General features: G+C 39.6%; 8 protein-coding genes. 6 read left to right on the plus strand and 2 right to left on the minus strand.

What is annotated here, in order from left to right; genetic code table 11:
* The first annotated feature begins 152 nt into the window (after positions 1–152).
* The 4 genes from rexB to HT685_RS00590 all read left to right on the plus strand — a co-directional run bounded on the left by rexB (position 153) and on the right by HT685_RS00590 (position 14,395).
* Positions 153–3,428, plus strand: coding sequence for an ATP-dependent nuclease subunit B (rexB, locus tag HT685_RS00575; RefSeq protein WP_173225916.1), 3,276 nt, complete (start codon positions 153–155; stop codon positions 3,426–3,428).
* A complete protein-coding gene (gene addA, locus HT685_RS00580; protein WP_173225918.1) occupies positions 3,425–7,075 on the plus strand; it encodes a helicase-exonuclease AddAB subunit AddA in 3,651 nt (1,216 codons plus the stop codon). Before rexB ends, addA begins: the two co-directional genes overlap by 4 nt.
* Before the next feature lie 17 nt (positions 7,076–7,092).
* Complete coding sequence (locus HT685_RS00585; protein ID WP_173225920.1) at positions 7,093–8,271, plus strand: hypothetical protein; 1,179 nt, start codon at positions 7,093–7,095, stop codon at positions 8,269–8,271.
* Positions 8,272–8,473: 202 nt separating this feature from the next.
* Positions 8,474–14,395 carry an SIALI-17 repeat-containing surface protein gene (locus HT685_RS00590; RefSeq protein WP_173251701.1) on the plus strand — a complete coding sequence of 1,974 codons (5,922 nt, stop codon included), beginning with the start codon at positions 8,474–8,476 and terminating at the stop codon, positions 14,393–14,395.
* 297 nt (positions 14,396–14,692) lie between these two features.
* Here the strand turns inward: HT685_RS00590 and HT685_RS00595 are convergent, their stop codons facing one another.
* Both HT685_RS00595 and rsmG read right to left on the minus strand, forming a co-directional pair.
* On the minus strand, positions 14,693–15,976 hold the full coding sequence (locus tag HT685_RS00595; protein WP_054381824.1) for a solute carrier family 23 protein: 1,284 nt from the start codon (positions 15,974–15,976) through the stop codon (positions 14,693–14,695).
* A gap of 204 nt (positions 15,977–16,180) precedes the next feature.
* Positions 16,181–16,894 (minus strand): 16S rRNA (guanine(527)-N(7))-methyltransferase RsmG, encoded by a 714-nt coding sequence (gene rsmG / locus HT685_RS00600; RefSeq protein WP_173225924.1) that lies wholly within the window; start codon positions 16,892–16,894, stop codon positions 16,181–16,183.
* 93 nt (positions 16,895–16,987) lie between these two features.
* Here rsmG and HT685_RS00605 point away from each other — a divergent pair, with 93 nt between their 5' ends.
* The gene (locus tag HT685_RS00605; protein WP_173225926.1) at positions 16,988–17,548 is read left to right on the plus strand and encodes a LemA family protein; all 561 of its coding nucleotides are present in this window, start codon (positions 16,988–16,990) and stop codon (positions 17,546–17,548) included.
* Position 17,549: 1 nt separating this feature from the next.
* On the plus strand, positions 17,550–18,449 hold the full coding sequence (gene htpX, locus HT685_RS00610; RefSeq protein WP_173225928.1) for a zinc metalloprotease HtpX: 900 nt from the start codon (positions 17,550–17,552) through the stop codon (positions 18,447–18,449).
* Positions 18,450–18,601 lie beyond the last annotated feature (152 nt).

Genomic DNA, 18,601 nt, shown 5'->3' on the forward strand with positions numbered 1-18,601 from the left:
AGCCAGATTTATTCTATCTAATACAAGTAAAGCTAAGTATTTAAGATTTAGTAGATGATGAAGAAAAGAAAGGATGTCCTAAATATTTTAACAGATTTACGAGGCTAATCATGGTATAATAAAAGGTAATGAAAAATTCCAACGAGGCTGAGATGAAATTACTTTATACTGATATTCGGACTTCTTTGACAGAAATTCTAACCAGAGAGGCGGAGGAGCTAGTTGCTGCTGGCAAGCGGGTCTTCTACATCGCCCCCAACTCTCTTTCTTTTGAAAAGGAACGTGCCGTGCTGGAATGCTTGTCCCAGCAGGCTTCTTTTGCGATTACCGTCACGCGCTTTGCGCAGATGGCTCGTTACCTGGTCTTGAATGACTTGCCTGCCAAGACTAGTCTAGATGACATCGGTCTTGGGATGGCCTTTTACAAATGCCTGGTCGAACTTGATCCCAAGGATTTACGTGTTTATGGTGCTATCAAGCAGGATCCTCAATTTATCCAGCAGTTGATTGATCTTTACCACGAGATGACCAAAGCTCAGATGAGTTTTTTGGACTTGGAGAGTTTGACGGATGAGGACAAGAGGGCTGATTTACTCTTGATTTTTGAGAAAGTAACGGCCTATCTTAACCAAGGGCAGTTAGCTCAGGGAAGTCAGTTATCCCATTTGATTGAGGCTATTGAGAATGACAAAGTTAGTAGTGATTTTACTCAAATCGCCTTGGTTATTGATGGATTTACCCGTTTTTCTGCCGAAGAAGAGCGAATTGTGGACTTACTTCACGGCAAGGGTGTTGAGATTGTCATTGGGGCTTATGCTAGTAGGAAAGCTTATACCAGTCCTTTTAGTGAGGGCAATCTCTACCAAGCCAGTGTGGAGTTTCTCCATCATCTAGCTTCTAAATACCAAACGCCTGCTCAAGACCGTTCTCAGACTCATGAGAAGATGGATAGTTTTGACAAGGTCTCTCGTTTATTGGAATCGTCCTATGACTTTTCAGAACTTTCCTTGGAAATTGATGATAAGGACCGTGAAAACTTACAAATCTGGTCTTGCTTGACGCAAAAGGAAGAGTTGGAGCTAGTAGCCCGTAGCATTCGTCAGAAATTGCATGAGAACTCAGACCTGAGCTACAAGCATTTTCGTATTCTCTTGGGGGATGTAGCTTCTTATCAGTTATCTCTAAAAACGATTTTTGACCAGTATCAGATTCCTTTCTATCTAGGTAGAAGCGAATCCATGGCTCATCATCCCTTGACACAGTTTGTAGAGTCTATTTTGGCTTTAAAACGCTATCGTTTCCGTCAGGAGGATTTGATAAACCTTCTTAGAACAGGTCTGTATACCGATCTTAATCAGGCTGATATTGATGCTTTTGAGCAATATATCCGCTATCTTGGTATCAATGGCTTACCATCCTTTCAGCAAGCCTTTACCAGATCCCACCATGGAAAATTTAATCTGGAACGTTTAAATACTTTTCGTCTGCGTATTTTAACACCTCTTGAAACTCTCTTTGCCAGTCGAAAACAGAAGGCTGAAAATCTCTTGCAAAAGTGGAACTATTTTCTAAAAGAAGGAGCTGTGACCAAGCAGTTACAAGATTTGACAGCCACTATGGAAGCTGTAGAAAAGGAAAGACAAGCTGAAGTTTGGAAGGCTTTCTGTCATGTTTTAGAACAATTTGCGACTGTTTTTGCTAGTTCACAGGTTAGTCTAGAGGACTTTCTAGCCTTGCTCCATTCTGGAATGAGCCTATCTCAATACCGTACCATTCCAGCGACAGTGGACACCGTTCTGTTGCAGAGCTATGATTTGATTGCTCCTCTGACAGCTGACTTTGTCTACGCCATTGGGCTGACTCAGGATCATTTACCAAAAATTGCGCAAAACACTAGTCTTTTGACTGATGAAGAAAGACAAAGTCTAAACCAAGCGACTGAAGAGGGGGCTCAATTACTGATTGCCAGCAGTGAAAATCTCAAGAAAAATCGCTACACTATGCTTTCCTTGGTCAATTCTGCTCGTAAGCAGTTGGTTTTGTCGGCTCCAAGCCTTTTTAACGAAAGTGAAAGCAAGGAATCAATCTATCTTCAAGAGTTGGTCCATTTTGGATTTAGTCGAAAAGAGAAGAGGATGAATCACAAAGGGCTGTCTAAGGAGGATATGGGCTCATATCACAGTCTTTTGTCCAGTCTGGTTGCCTATCACCAGCAGGGCGAGACGAGTGATAGGGAGCAAGATTTGACCTTTGTCAAGGTTCTGGCGCGTGTGATGGGTAAAAAACTAGAACTGCAAGGTCTGGAAAATCCAGCCCTCTCAACCAGTCCAAGCAGTAAGCAGTTGGCTAAGGACACCTTACAAGCTCTCTATCCTACTGATCAGGAGTTTTACCTGTCTACCTCTGGTTTGACGGAGTTTTATCGGAACCAATACAGTTATTTCCTACGTTATGTTTTAGGCTTGCAGGAAGAATTGCGCCTGCGTCCAGATGCCCGTAGTCACGGGAATTTCTTACACCGTATTTTTGAACGAGCCTTGCAGTTGCCTGACGAAGATTCTTTTGACCAACGTTTAGAACAAGCTATTCAAGAAACCAGTCAAGAACGCGAATTTGAAGCTATTTATCAAGAAAGTTTGGAAGCCCAGTTTACCAAGGAAGTTCTGCTTGATGTTGCACGGACGACTGGCCATATTCTCCGACACAATCCAGCCATCGAAACCATCAAAGAGGAAGCAAATTTTGGCGGAAAAGAGCAAGCCTTTATTCAATTGGACAATGGTCGCAGTGTCTTTGTACGAGGTAAGGTGGACCGGATTGATCGTTTGAAAGCTGATGGGGCGATCGGAGTAGTAGACTACAAGTCTAGTCTAACTCAGTTTCAGTTTCCTCATTTCTTTAATGGTCTTAATTCCCAACTGCCAACCTACCTAGCTGCCCTAAAAAGAGAGGGGGAGCAGAACTTTTTCGGTGCCATGTATTTGGAAATGACTGAACCTGTCCAATCTCTGATGGCCGTTAAAAGTTTGGCTGGAGCAGTAGTAGAAGCCAGCAAGTCTATGAAATACCAAGGTCTCTTTTTAGAAAAAGAAAGCAGTTATTTAGGCGAATTTTACAACAAAAATAAGACTAATCAGCTGACGGATGAGGAATTTCAGCTCCTACTGGACTACAATGCCTGTCTTTACAAGAAAGCAGCTGAGAAGATTTTAGCAGGTCAGTTCGCCATTAACCCTTATACTGAAAATGGCAGAAGTATTGCACCGTATGTTCAGCAACATCAAGCCATCACAGGATTTGAAGCCAATTACCACTTGGGCCAAGCCCGTTTCCTAGAAAAGTTGAACTTGGCTGACGGCAAACGTCTGGTCGGAGAGAAACTCAAGCAAGCTTGGTTTGAAAAAATAAGAGAGGAGTTGAATCGATGAAGTCTATTCCCTTTTTAACTGAGGAGGAGATTCAAAAACTGCAAGAAACTGAAGCAAATTCGAGCAAGGAACAAAAGAAAACTGCCGAGCAAATTGAAGCCATCTACACTTCTGGTCAAAATATCCTGGTTTCAGCGTCGGCTGGTTCTGGTAAAACCTTTGTTATGGCCGAGCGTATTCTGGATCAGTTAGCGCGTGGTGTCGAAATTTCTCAACTCTTTATCTCAACCTTTACCGTCAAGGCTGCCACAGAGCTTAAGGAACGTTTGGAGAAAAAAATCAGCCAACAAATCCAAGAAACGGATGATGTCGAGCTCAAACAACACTTGGGTCGTCAGTTGGCTGATCTACCCAACGCTGCCATCGGAACCATGGACTCTTTCACACAAAAATTCCTTGGTAAACACGGCTATCTACTTGATATTGCACCTAATTTCCGTATTTTACAAAACCAAAGCGAGCAACTTCTTCTAAAAAACGAAGTCTTTCATGAGGTCTTTGAAGCCCATTACCAAGGTAAACAGAAAGAGACCTTTAGTCATTTGCTGAAAAACTTTGCTGGACGTGGCAAAGATGAACGGGGGCTGCGACAGCAGGTCTATAAAATTTATGACTTCCTCCAATCCACCAGCAATCCTCAGAAATGGTTAAGTGAATCTTTTCTCAAAGGCTTTGAAAAAGCTGATTTTAGCAGTGAAAAAGAAAAACTGACCACACAAATCCAGCAAGCCCTTTGGGATTTGGAAAGCTTTTTCCGTTATCATCTGGATAATGATGCCAAGGAGTTTGCAAAGGCTGCTTATCTAGAGAATGTTCAGTTGATTTTAGATGAAATTGGCTCCTTAAATCAAGAGTCCGATAGTCAGGCTTATCAGGCAGTACTTGCGCGTGTTGTCGCCATTTCGAAAGAAAAAAACGGTCGAGCTTTGACCAATGCCAGCCGTAAGGCTGATTTGAAGCCACTGGCCGATGCCTACAACGAAGAGAGAAAGACCCAGTTTGCTAAACTAGGACAACTAGCAGACCAGATAACCATTCTCGACTATCAAGAACGTTATCATGGAGAGACCTGGGAACTAGCTAAAACCTTCCAATCTTTCATGAGGGATTTTGTGGAGGCTTATCGTCAGCGTAAGCGCCAGGAAAACGCCTTTGAATTCGCTGATATTAGCCATTATACCATTGAGATTTTGGAGAATTTTCCGCAAGTCCGTGAGGCTTATCAGGAGCGCTTCCATGAAGTCATGGTAGACGAGTATCAAGATACCAACCATATTCAAGAACGGATGCTGGAATTACTTTCTAATGGCCACAACCGCTTTATGGTGGGAGATATCAAGCAGTCCATCTATCGTTTCCGTCAGGCAGACCCGCAGATTTTCAATGAAAAGTTCCAACGCTATGCGCAAAATCCAAAAGAGGGCAAGCTCATTCTCCTCAAGGAAAATTTCCGTAGTAGTTCAGAAGTGCTATCAGCAACCAATGATGTTTTTGAACGCCTTATGGATCAAGAAGTCGGAGAAATCAACTATGATAACATGCACCAGCTTGTTTTTGCCAATACCAAACTGACTCCCAATCCAGACAATAAGGCAGAATTTCTCCTCTACGACAAGGACGATACAGGTGAGGAAGAAGAGAGTCAAACAGAAACGAAACTAACTGGTGAGATGCGATTAGTTATCAAGGAAATCCTTAAACTCCATAGAGAACAAGTTGTTGCCTTTAAAGAAATCGCCCTTCTGACCTCCAGTCGCAGTCGTAATGATCAGATTCTCCTCGCCCTGTCTGAGTACGGGATTCCTGTCAAAACTGACGGAGAGCAAAACAATTATCTCCAATCCCTAGAAGTGCAAGTCATGCTAGATACCCTTCGTGTCATTCACAATCCCCTGCAAGACTACGCCTTGGTTGCCCTTATGAAGTCTCCAATGTTTAGCTTTGACGAGGACGAGTTAGCACGTTTATCTCTTCAGAAAGATGAGGACAAAGTTCAAGAGAATCTCTATGAGAAACTGGTCAATGCTCAAAAACTGGCAAGCAGTCAAAAGGACTTGATTCACACAGCTCTAGCTGAAAAACTAAATCAATTCATGAATATCTTGGATTCTTGGCGCCTGTATGCCAAAACCCACTCCCTCTATGACCTGATTTGGAAGATTTACAACGACCGTTTTTACTACGATTATGTTGGAGCTTTGCCAAATGGACCTGCTAGACAAGCTAATCTCTATGCCCTAGCACTGCGTGCTGATCAATTTGAAAAGAGCAATTTCAAGGGCTTGTCGCGTTTTATTCGTATGATTGACCAAGTCTTAGAAGCCCAGCACGATTTGGCAAGCGTGGCTGTTGCACCGCCAAAAGATGCAGTAGAGCTCATGACCATTCACAAGAGTAAAGGGCTGGAGTTTCCTTACGTCTTTATCCTCAATATGGATCAAGATTTCAACAAGCAAGACTCTATGTCAGAAGTCATTCTCAGTCGTAAAAATGGACTAGGTGTCAAGTATATTGCCAAGATGGAGACGGGAGCAGTGGAAGATCACTATCCTAAAACCATCAAACTCTCCATTCCTAGTCTGACCTATAGGCAGAACGAAGAAGAATTACAGCTGGCAAGCTATTCAGAGCAGATGCGTCTGCTGTATGTTGCCATGACGAGGGCTGAGAAAAAGCTCTATCTTGTCGGCAAGGGATCTCGTGAAAAGCTGGAAGCCAAGGAATACCCAGCAGCTAAAAATGGAAAACTAAATAGCTCTACTAGACTACAAGCAAGGAATTTCCAAGATTGGATTTGGGCTATCAGTAAAGTATTTGCCAAGGATCATCTCAACTTTAGCTATCGTTTTGTTGGTGAAGATCAGTTGACCAGAGAAGCTATCGGAGAGTTGGAAACCAAGAGTCCTCTCCAAAATAGCTATCAAGCAGACAATCGTCAGTCAGAAACCATTAAAGAAGCTCTTGAAATGCTAAAAGAGGTGGAAGTTTATAATATACTTCATCGCGCAGCCATTGAACTTCCTAGTGTTCAAACCCCAAGTCAAATCAAGAAATTCTACGAACCCGTTATGGATATGGAAGGTGTCGAGATTGCAGGTCAAGGCCAGTCAGTAGACAAGAAAATTAGCTTTGATTTACCAGATTTTTCAACCAAAGAAAAGGTAACTGGAGCTGAGATTGGTAGTGCTACCCACGAACTCATGCAGAGAATTGACCTCAGCCAGCGACCAACGCTTGCTAGCCTGACAGAAACTCTCAAACAAGTTCAAACCAGCCCAGCTGTTAGGGACAATATCAATCTTGCTAAAATTCTTGCATTCTTTGACACAGCACTCGGTCAGGAAATTATCGCTAATACCGACCATCTTTATCGCGAGCAACCCTTTTCCATGCTCAAAAGAGACCAAAAGAGTCAGGAAGACTTCGTTGTCCGTGGAATCCTTGATGGCTATCTACTTTACGAAGACAAAATTGTTCTGTTCGACTATAAGACAGACCGCTATGATGAACCAAGTCAACTCATGGACCGTTATCGTGGTCAGTTAGCCCTATACGGAGAGGCTTTATCTCGAGCCTATTCGATTGAAAATATTGAAAAATACTTGATTTTACTAGGTAAAGACAAGGTTCAAGTTGTAAAAGTATAATCTAGAAAGGAGACCTCATGACACTTCCAGTTAGAAAATCCCTGCATGATGCGGTTTTACAGGCTTCAAAAGCTGATACTTGGGAACAAGCTACCAAGGAATGGAATGAAGTTTCCTTGATTTTTAACGGTATCGGCCGTAGCAATTGTGTCTGTGGAAATGCTATCAAATACGCTTATGAACTCTTTAACGGTGTCACAGGCCAACGCCTCTTTCCAATTGGTAGCGACTGTGTTCGTCATTTTCATCGATTGACCCTTGAACAGCAATTGGAAGAGGAAGAAAAACTACTCAGAAAGGTTGAAAATCTGACCAGAAAATCCCAGAAAAAGGAAAAAATCAAGGTTAACAAAAGTGACTTTGACGAGCGTCTTCTAAAGTGGCTCTGGGAAAAAGGTGTTTTTAAACCCAATCGTGGCAATCAGTTCTCACCTGAGAAAGACTACCAGCTCTTCCTAGAAGTCTTTCAAGGAGGAAGTTGGACCAAGGCGGAGCCAAAGAAAAAGGCTCGGATGGAAGAAGTGCTTGAAAAGTGTATCAAACCCTTTTTACTTGGAAAACCAGATGACCAACTCTACCTTGTCAAACTAGGAAAAGATAAAATTGACTACGAACAAGAACTCCGTATTCAGGCAGAGAAAGAGCGCAAGAAGAGGGATAAAATCGCCAAGCAATATGCAGACAATCTGGTTCTAGCTATGGGCCCAGCAGAGCGGGCTTATCAAGATTACTTTGGCTTTACAGAGACACTGACTCAAGAAGAACGCAAGTGGGAGAAAATTCTTTTTGGTAAAAATCGGACAGAACGGGCTATCAAGGCCAAACAATACCAAAAAGAGTTGGAAAAAGATCAACGAATTGCCGGTCAGGATCCAATTGAAAGAAAGCAGAAGCAGACCTGGCTCCTCAATTCCTATTTTCGTAAGCTTCCTGAAGAAAAAGCCCGATTTGCTCGCCTCTTATTAGAATATCGAAAAAGCGGAGAAGTTCCCTTTTCAACCCAATACCTGTCAGATCATCTGCTCGACTTTTTATATAAAATGAAAGCCTTTGAATTTGAAATTGCACCAGAACAAGTTCGAGACTTTTTAAAAGAAAGCCTTCAGACAGAACATCTATCCTCAGCACAAGAAAGCTGGATAGAAGGAATTCTCCTCAACTGCATCAAATCATTTTTAGAACGATTATTGATATGAGTAACACCTACCGTGGAAATTCCATGGTAGGTGTTATTGTATCCCCAAAATAATATAAAACAAAGTATGAAAACGCTACGCAATTTTAAGACTTTTCGGTAAATAAATAGTATAATTAAGGTATACTGCCTTTTTTATAGATAATACACTAATATAATAAAAGTCTTTGTAACATCTATAAATTGTATTTCAAGGAGGAATCATGGAAAAATATTTTGGTGAAAAACAAGAGCGTTTTTCATTTAGAAAATTATCAGTAGGACTTGTATCTGCAACGATTTCAAGTTTATTTTTTATGTCTGTATTAGCTAGTTCATCTGTGGATGCTCAAGAAACTTCAGGAGTTCACTATAAATATGTGACAGAGTCAGAGCTATCATCAGAAGAAAAGAAGCAGCTTGTCTATGATATTCCGACATACGTGGAGAATGATGATGAGACTTATTATCTTGTTTATAAGTTAAATTCTCAAAATCAACTGGCGGAATTGCCAAATACTGGAAGCAAGAATGAGGTGCAAGCCTTAGTTGCTGGTGCTAGCTTAGCTGCTCTGGGAATTTTAATTTTTGCTGTTTCCAAGAAAAAAGTTAAGAATAAAACGGTATTACATTTAGTATTGGTTGCAGGAATAGGAAACGGTGTTCTTGTATCGGCTCATGCTTTAGAAAATCATCTTTTGCTAAATTACAATACGGACTATGAATTGACCTCTGGAGAAAAATTACCTCTTCCTAAAGAGATTTCAGGTTACACTTATATTGGATATATCAAAGAGGGGAAAACTACTTCTGATTCTGAAGTAAGTAATCAAAAGAGTTCAGTTGCCACTCCTACAAAACAACAAAAGGTGGATTATAATGTTACACCGAATTTTGTAGAGAATCCATCAACAGTACAAGCTATTCAGGAACAAACACCTGTTTCTTCAACTAAGCCGACAGAAGTTCAAGTAGTGGAAAAACCTCTCTCTACAGAATTAACCGATCCAAGAAAAGAAGAGAAACAATCTTCAAATTCTCAATCACAATTAGCAGAACATAAGAATCTAGAGACGAAGAAAGAGGAGAAGGTTTCTCCAAAAGAAAAGACTGGGGTAAATACATTAAATCCACAGGATGAAGTTTTATCAGGTCAATTGAACAAACCTGAACTCTTATATCGTGATGAAACTATAGAGACAAAAATAGATTTTCAAGAAGAAATTCAAGAAAATCCTGATTTAGCTGAAAGAACTGTAAGAGTCAAACAAGAAGGTAAATTAGGTAAGAAAGTTGAAGTCGTCAGAATATTCTCTGTAAACAAGGAAGAAGTTTCGCGAGAAATTGTTTCAACTTCAACGACTGCGCCTGTTTCAAGAATAGTCGAAAAAGGTACTAAAAAAACTCAAGTTATAAAGGAACAACCTGAGACTGGTGTAGAACATAAGGACGTACAGGCGGGAGCTATTGTTGAACCAGCAGTTCAACCAGCTTTACCAGAAGCTGTAGTAAGTGATAAAGGCGTACCAGAAGTTCAGCCTGAGTTGCCAGAAGCAGTTGTGACTGATAAAGGTGAAGCGGAAGTTCATGAGAAGCCTGACTATACGCAACCAATAGGTGCAAACCTTGTTGAGCCTGAAGTTCATGAGAAACTAGAATACACTGAACCTGTAGGTACAACAGGAGTAGATGAAAATGGAAACTTGATTGAGCCACCTGTTATCGACATTCCAGAGTATACTGAACCAATATCTACAGTTTCAGAAGTTGCATCAGAAAGAGAAGAGTTGCCTTCTTTACATACCGATATCCGGACCGAGACTATTTCTAAAACGACTATAGAAGAATCTGATCCTACCAAATTTATAGGCGATAATTCTGTTAAACAAATTGGTGAGGATGGCGAACGTCAAATTGTTACTAGCTATGAAGAGTTACATGGCAAAAAAATTAGTGAACCAGTTGAAACAGTAACTATCTTGAAAGAAATGAAGCCTGAAATTCTTGTAAAAGGTACAAAAGAAAAGCCTAAAGAAAAAACGGCTCCTGTTTTGACTTTGGAGCGAACAGATACAAATGTATTAGACCGCTCCGCAAATCTTTCTTATCATTTGGTTAATACAGATGGAGTCAAGATCAATAAAATTACTGCGACAATTAAAGATGGAAATGAAATTGTCAAAACAGTAGATTTAACTTCAGAGCAATTAGATAAGCAGGTAGAAGATTTAAAATTCTACAAAGACTATAAGATAGAAACCACTATGACCTATGACCGTGGTAAGGGAGAAGAAACTGCAACATTAGAAGAGAAACCACTTCGCTTGGATTTGAAAAAAGTTGAGTTGAAAGATATTGCAAACACCAGTCTCGTACAAGTAAACGAAAGCGGTGTCGAAAGCGATAGTAATCATTTAACTTCTCTTCCAAGTGATGTTAACAACTATTACTTAAAAGTAACCTCAAGAGAAAACAAAGTGACTCGTTTAGCAATTGATAAGATTGAAGAGGTCATTGAAGAAGGTAAGCAGCTTTACAAGGTAACGGCAAAAGCACCTGACTTAGTTCAACGTGATAAAGACGGTAAGTTAAGAGACATTTACACTTATTATCTTGAAAAACCGAGGGCTACCGAGGATAAGGTTTATTACAATTTCCATGATTTAGCAAAAGATATGCAAGCAAATCCTACCGGTGAGTTTAAACTTGGTGCAGATTTGAATGCAGTTAACGTTAAGCCAGCAGGTAAAGCTTATGTTATGGCTAAGTTTAGAGGTACTTTATCAAGTGTAGAGAACCATCAGTACACGATTCATAACTTAGAAAGACCTTTGTTTAATGAGGCTGAAGGTGCTACACTTAAAAACTTTAACTTAGGTAATGTAGATATCAATATGCCTTTGGCTGATAAAGTTGCACCTATTGGTAATATGTTTAAGAAATCTACCCTTGAGAATATCAAAGTAGTAGGTTCAGTAACAGGAAATAACGATGTAACCGGTGCTGTTAATAAGTTAGACGAAGCTAATATGCGCAATGTAGCTTTTATTGGTAAGATTAACAGTCTTGGAGATAAAGGCTGGTGGTCTGGTGGACTTGTCAGCGAAAGTTGGATAAGTAACGTTGATAAAGCTTACGTTGATGCTAAGATTAGTGCCAATAAATCTAAATATGGTGGTTTAATTGGTAAACTAGATCATGGTATTGACTCGATGACAGTAGGTAAAAAAGGATTTCTCCGAAATGCTGTAATAAAAGGTACTATGAATTTGATTCAGCATGGCGAAAGTGGAGGTGTAATTCATAACAACTTTAACTGGGGTGTTATTGAAGACGTCGTAACAATGCTTAAAGTAAATAATGGTGAAATTGTCTATGGTTCACCAGCCTTGAATGATAATGACCAATATTTTGGATTAGATAATATCAAACGTGTAAATTATGTAAATGGTGTTGCAAGTGGTTTATCTTCCTACAAACATTCAAATCGTATTACTGGTATCTCTCAAGCCGAAGCAGATGCTAAAATCGCTAAGATGAATATCACAGCCAACACCTTTACTATTCAAGATCCTGTCGTAAACAAGTTAAATCGTATCGTTGATAGAGATTCTGAATATAAAGCGATTCAGGACTACCAAGAAACAAGAAACCTAGCTTATCGAAACTTGGAAAAACTGCAACCATTTTATAACAAAGAGTGGATTGTAAACCAAGGGAATAAGTTAACAGATGATTCCAATCTTGTTAAGAAAACTGTTCTGTCTGTAACAGGTATGAAAGCAGGGCAATTTGTCACTGATTTATCGGATATTGATAAGATTATGGTTCACTATTCTGATGGTACAAAAGAAGAGTTAGCTGTAACTGCTAAAACTGACTCTAAAGTAGCTCAAGTAAAAGAGTATGATGTAGCAGGTCAAAACATTGTCTATACTCCAAATATGGTTATGAAGAATCGTAACCAGTTAGCAAGCGGTATTAAAGAGAAGTTAGCTAGTGTTACCTTACTTTCAGATGAAGTTCGTGCTTTGATGGATAAACGTGAGAAGCCTTGGCAAAACACTCCTGAGAAGAAGACTGAGTACATTAAAGGATTGTATTTAGAAGAAAGCTTTGAAGAAGTAAAAGGAAACTTAGAAAAACTTGTTAGTCAGATTTTAGAAAATGAAGATCATCAGTTAAATGGTGGGGAAGTAGTTGAGCGTGCTTTACTCAAGAAAGTAGAAGATAATAAAGCTAAAATCATGATGGGGCTGGCCTACTTAAATCAATATTATGGTTTTAAATACGATGAGTTATCAATTAAAGATATTATGATGTTTAAACCTGATTTTTATGGTAAGAATGTTGATGTTTTAGATTTCTTAATCAAAATTGGTTCAAATGAAAGAAATGTTAAAGGAGATAGAACTTTAGAAGCTTATCGTGAAACTATAGGTGGAACAATCGGAATAAATGAATTAAATGGATTCTTACATTACAATATGAAGCTATTCACTAACCATACAGATATAAATGACTGGTTTAAGAAAGCTATTGAAAAGAACGCGTATGTAGTTGAACAACCATCAACGAACCCTGCATTTGCCAACAAAAAATATCGTCTATACGAAGGAATTAATAATGGGCAGCATGGGCGTATGATTTTACCTCTTCTTAACTTGAAAAATGCACATTTATTTATGATTTCAACGTATAATACTATCTCATTTAGTTCGTTTGAAAAATACAACAAAAATACTGAAGAAGAACGTGAAGCCTTTAAAAAAGAGATTAATCTACGTGCCAAAGAGCAAGTTAATTACTTAGATTTTTGGTCACGTCTTGCTACTGATAATGTCCGCGATAAACTTCTTAAGAGTCAAAATGTAGTTCCAACTCCTGTATGGGATAATCATAACGCTCCAGGTGGCTGGCCTGATAGATTTGGCCATCGAAAAGATAAACCGGATTATGCACCTATTCGTGAATTCTTTGGGCGTATTGATAAGTATCATGCTTATAAACCTGGATATGGAGCCTATGCTTACATCTTTGCTGATCCACAGCCTATGGATGCTGTATATTTTGTTATGTCGAATTTAATAAGTGAATACGGCACATCTGCCTTTACACATGAAACTACCCACGTAAATGACCGAATGGCATATCTGGGAGGCCATAGACATCGACAAGGTACAGACCTTGAAGCATTTGCTCAGGGTATGTTACAAACTCCAGCAGAACACGGACATCAAGGTGAATACGGCGCACTTGGATTAAATATGGCATTTGAACGTCAAAATGATGGTAACCAATGGTACAATTATAATCCTGATAAACTTAAAACTCGTGAAGATATTGATCGCTACATGAAGAACTACAATGAAGCGTTAATGATGTTGGATTATGTTGAAGCAGATGCTGTAATTCCAAAATTAAATGGTGACAATAGCAAGTGGTTCAAGAAAATTGACCGTGAAATACGTCGACCAATGGATAGAAATAAACTAAGTGGTCCTCACCAATGGGACAAAGTGCGTGACTTAAATCAAGAAGAGAGTTCTAAGAAATTATCAAGTATTAACGATTTGGTTGATAATAACTTTATGACCAAACATAATAATCCAGGTAATGGTATATTCCGACCAGAGGACTTTAGGCCTAATTCAGCATATGTTAATGTTCAAATGATGGCTGGTATTTATGGTGGTAATACAAGTAAAGGTGCCCCAGGTTCATTATCATTTAAGCACAATGCCTTCCGTATGTGGGGTTACTATGGATACGAACATGGATTCATTGATTATGTTTCAAGCAAACATCAAGGCGCCGCTAATAACGACAATAAAGGTCTCTTAGGTGATGATTTCATTATTAAGAAAGTTTCTAAGGATAAATTCAATAATCTTGAAGAGTGGAAAAAAGAATGGTTCAAAGAGGTTAAATCAAAAGCAGAAAAAGGATTTGAAACTATTGAAATTGATGGTCGTCAAATTACCAACTATACACAATTGAAGGATATCTTTGTTAAAGCAGTTGAAGAAGATTTGAAGAAACCAGATGACTTCTCTCACACTGTTGCTCTTAAATCTAAGGTATTCAAAGCCCTTCTTAAAAACACAGACGGTTTCTTTAATAAACTGTTTAAAGAAGACATTTAAATGTTTAAAATATAAAGAGGACAGTTTTTTGCTCCCTCTGAAAAGTCACCATTTGATGGCTTTCAAAAAGCACCTCAAAAAGGTATTGCCAAGTTGCAATACCTTTTTTTGAGGCTCTTTTGTCTTGTTCTTGTTTCAGACGATACCACATGATGTACTGTTTTGCTTCATTTTACTATAAAAGGACTTAGTCTTGTGCAGTACAGAACTAAATCCTTTCAATAATTATTTGTGCAACTTTTTGGGGTTAGTAAAGAGAAGCTCGTTTTTGTTCATTCTCTTTCTGCGTCAAGTCTCTTAGTCTTTATTTTCGTATGGCAAGATCAAGTTCAAGATGATTCCTGTCATGGCTGATAGGGCAGTTCCTGAAAGGGTAACTGGACCAAGTTTAAGGATAGCTCCTCCAAGTCCAAGGACCAACATAGCACTTGCGATGATTAGGTTACGCATTTGAGCGAAATCAACACGTTCTTTGATCAAGACTTTCAAACCGTTGCTGGCGATAACTCCATAGAGAAGAATTGACATACCACCAAGTACAGAGTTTGGAATAGTTGAAATCAAGGCAGTGAATTTGCCAAGGAAGCTAAGGGCAATTGCGATGAAGGCAGCGTTACGGATAACTGAGACAGAAGCGATACGAGTCATACCGATAACCCCTGTATTTTCTCCATAAGTTGTATTGGCTGGTCCACCAAGGAAGGCAGAAACAGAAGTTGCGATACCGTCACCAAGAAGAGTACGGTGAAGACCTGGTTCTTTCAAGAATTGACGGCCACAGATTTGACCCAAAACAGTATGGTCGCCGATGTGTTCAGAAATTGTTACGATAGCGATTGGCAAGATGGCAATGGTTTCTGGACCGAAGTAAAGATTGTATTCTTTAAAGGCACCACCTGTGCTAAATGGCAAGTAGAAGCCAGGGATTTCAAACCAGTTAGCTTTTAGAACTGGTGTAAAGTCAACCAATCCAAGAGTTAGTGCGAAGAGGTAACCACCGATAATGGCAAAGAGGAATGGAATGATTCGTAGGAAGCCTTTTCCTTTTGTATTGATAAAGGCAGCAATCAAGAACGTAACAACGGCTACCAGAGCATTTTTCCAATTTCCGTCTGCTACAAGCCCTGCATTGGTAACAGCTGAACCTGCAAGTCCAAGACCGATAACGATGATCATAGGACCGATAATGATTGGTGGCAAGAGTTTATCAATCCATTTTGTTCCTACAAATCGGATGCTGGTAGCAACAAGGACATAGACCAAACCAGTCAAGATAACCCCTGTTTGGGCAGCAGATACATCACCACCCATTTCTTTCATAGCCAGTGACATAGCTGTGATAAAGGCAAATGAAGAACCTAGATAAACTGGAACTTTAAATCCAGTAGCAATCATGTAGATGAGTGTCCCGACACCTGAAGCAAAAAGGGCAACAGATACGGGCATTCCCAAAATCAATGGTACCAAGATGGTCGCACCAAACATGGCGAAAACGTGTTGGAAACTAAGGAGAATTCCTTTTCCAGCCGAAGGACGTTGGTCAACGTCTAGTAACAAATCAACAGTTGATTCTTGTTTCATATAAACCTCACTTTTGGGCATCAAAAAAGAGCCCATTATTTTACAGCAATAGGCCCTCAGAGTAAGACTTCTTTAAAATTTAGATTTTAAAGAGTTTCAAATATTTCTGCGTCTTCGTCACCTCACGGGATGACATTAAAAACCTTTGCTTGTGATAGTATAGCAAAAATTGCAAACTTTGTAAATATTTTTTTACTAAAAAGATTAAAGCGGGCGTTTATTTGGCATGCCAGCCTTACGTGGATATTTATTTGGTGTTTCCTTTTTCTTTTCTACCACTGTGATGTAACGCGGATCTCCATTTGGTAGGGCGTAGCTGAGATTGTCTTCGACCTTACTAAAAAGGAGGTTGAGGGCATTCTTAGCTTCTAATAATTCCTCAGGAGCATTGCTGGCCTTGAGCGCCAATAGTTTTCCGCCAACTTTAAGGTAGGGAATAGTCAATTCAGATAAAACCTGCATGCGGGCAACCGCACGAGCTGTTACAAAATCATATTGAGCACGGAAGTTCTTGTCTTGGGCAAAATCTTCGGCACGTCCATGGTAGAAATGAACACCGTCCAAATCCAGTTCTTGAGCCAAAAGTTGGAGGAAGTTGATGCGCTTATTTAGAGAATCAATGATAGTTACATTTAACTGAGGATAGAGGATTTTCATTGGTAGACTAGGAAATCCTGCCCCAGCTCCAATATCAAGAAGTTTGATAGTTTCATTAGGAATCAAACCTTGAAGGATGGGTGCAATCGAATCGTAAAAATGTTTGAGATAAACTTCATCCTTGTCCGTAATGGCTGTTAAATTAATCTTTTCATTCCACTCGACCAAGAGTTCAAAATAACGTTCAAATTGTTTTTTTTGCTGGTACGAAAGTGGAAGATTTTGCTCGGCAAGCAAGTTGTAAAATGTTTCTGGTTTCATAGTTATTTCCTTCTTTAGTATCATCTTATTTTACCACAATCATAAAAAATTTGATATACTGGTACTAATCTAAAAGCAGAAAGGACTTATATCATGACTTGGATTATTCTTGGAGTTATCGCTCTTATTGTTATTTTTGTGATTGTTAGCTATAACGGTTTGGTTAAGAATCGTATGCAAACAAAGGAGGCTTGGAGCCAGATTGATGTTCAGTTGAAACGTCGAAATGACCTCTTGCCAAACTTGATTGAGACTGTAAAAGGTTATGCTAAATATGAAGGTTCTACCCTCGAAAAGGTGGCAGAACTTCGTAACCAAGTGGCGGCAGCGACTTCACCAGCAGAAGCTATGAAAGCTAGTGATGCCCTTACTCGTCAGGTTTCAGGTATTTTTGCAGTTGCAGAAAGCTATCCAGATTTGAAAGCTAGTACAAACTTTGTTAAATTGCAAGAGGAGTTGACAAACACAGAAAATAAAATTTCTTACTCTCGTCAACTCTACAACAGTGTTGTAAGCAACTACAATGTAAAATTAGAAACTTTCCCAAGCAATATTATCGCTGGAATGTTTGGATTTAAAGCAGCAGATTTCCTTCAAACACCAGAAGAGGAAAAGGCAGTTCCTAAAGTTGATTTTAGCGGTTTAGGTGACTAAGATGTTGTTTGATCAAATTGCAAGCAATAAACGAAAAACCTGGATTTTGTTGCTGGTATTTTTCCTACTCTTAGCTCTTGTTGGCTATGCGGTTGGTTACCTCTTTATGCGTTCTGGGTTTGGTGGTTTGGTTATCGCACTGATTATAGGCTTTATCTATGCCTTGTCCATGATTTTTCAATCGACAGAGATTGTCATGTCTATGAATGGCGCGCGTGAGGTTGATGAGCAAACGGCACCAGACCTCTACCATGTAGTGGAAGATATGGCTATGGTCGCTCAGATTCCTATGCCCCGTGTTTTCATCATTGATGATCCAGCCTTAAATGCCTTTGCGACAGGCTCTAACCCTCAAAACGCAGCGGTTGCTGCGACATCAGGTCTCCTAGCTATCATGAATCGTGAAGAACTAGAAGCTGTTATGGGACATGAAGTCAGTCATATTCGTAATTACGATATCCGCATTTCGACTATTGCTGTTGCCCTTGCTAGTGCTATCACCATGCTTTCTAGTATGGCAGGTCGTATGATGTGGTGGGGTGGAGCAGGTCGCAGACGAAGTGACGATGATCGAGATGGAAATGGATTAGAAATTATTATGCTCGTGGTTTCCCTACTAGCTATTGTGCTGGCCCCTCTTGCTGCAACCTTGGTGCAACTAGCTATTTCTCGCCAGAGGGAATTCCTAGCTGATGCTTCCAGTGTCGAGTTGACCCGCAATCCACAAGGAATGATCAATGCTCTACATAAGTTGGATAATAGTAAACCAATGAGTCGTCCTGTTGATGATGCCAGCAGCGCACTTTATATCAATGATCCCAAGAAAGGGGGAGGGTTCCAAAAACTTTTTTATACCCACCCACCTATCTCAGAACGGATTGAACGTTTGAAACAGATGTAAAATTTGCCTATACAATCCTAAAAAATGAGCATTCTCGTAGTTGGAGATGCTCATTTTCTTATATAGATTAGACTCAGAAATCAATTTGTTAGGATCCAACTTATATTCTTCGAAAATCTCTTCAAACCACGTTAGCTTCACCTTGGAGTAGA

The organism is Streptococcus sp. 5004, from assembly GCF_013276755.1.
Taxonomy (GTDB): Bacteria; Bacillota; Bacilli; order Lactobacillales; family Streptococcaceae; genus Streptococcus.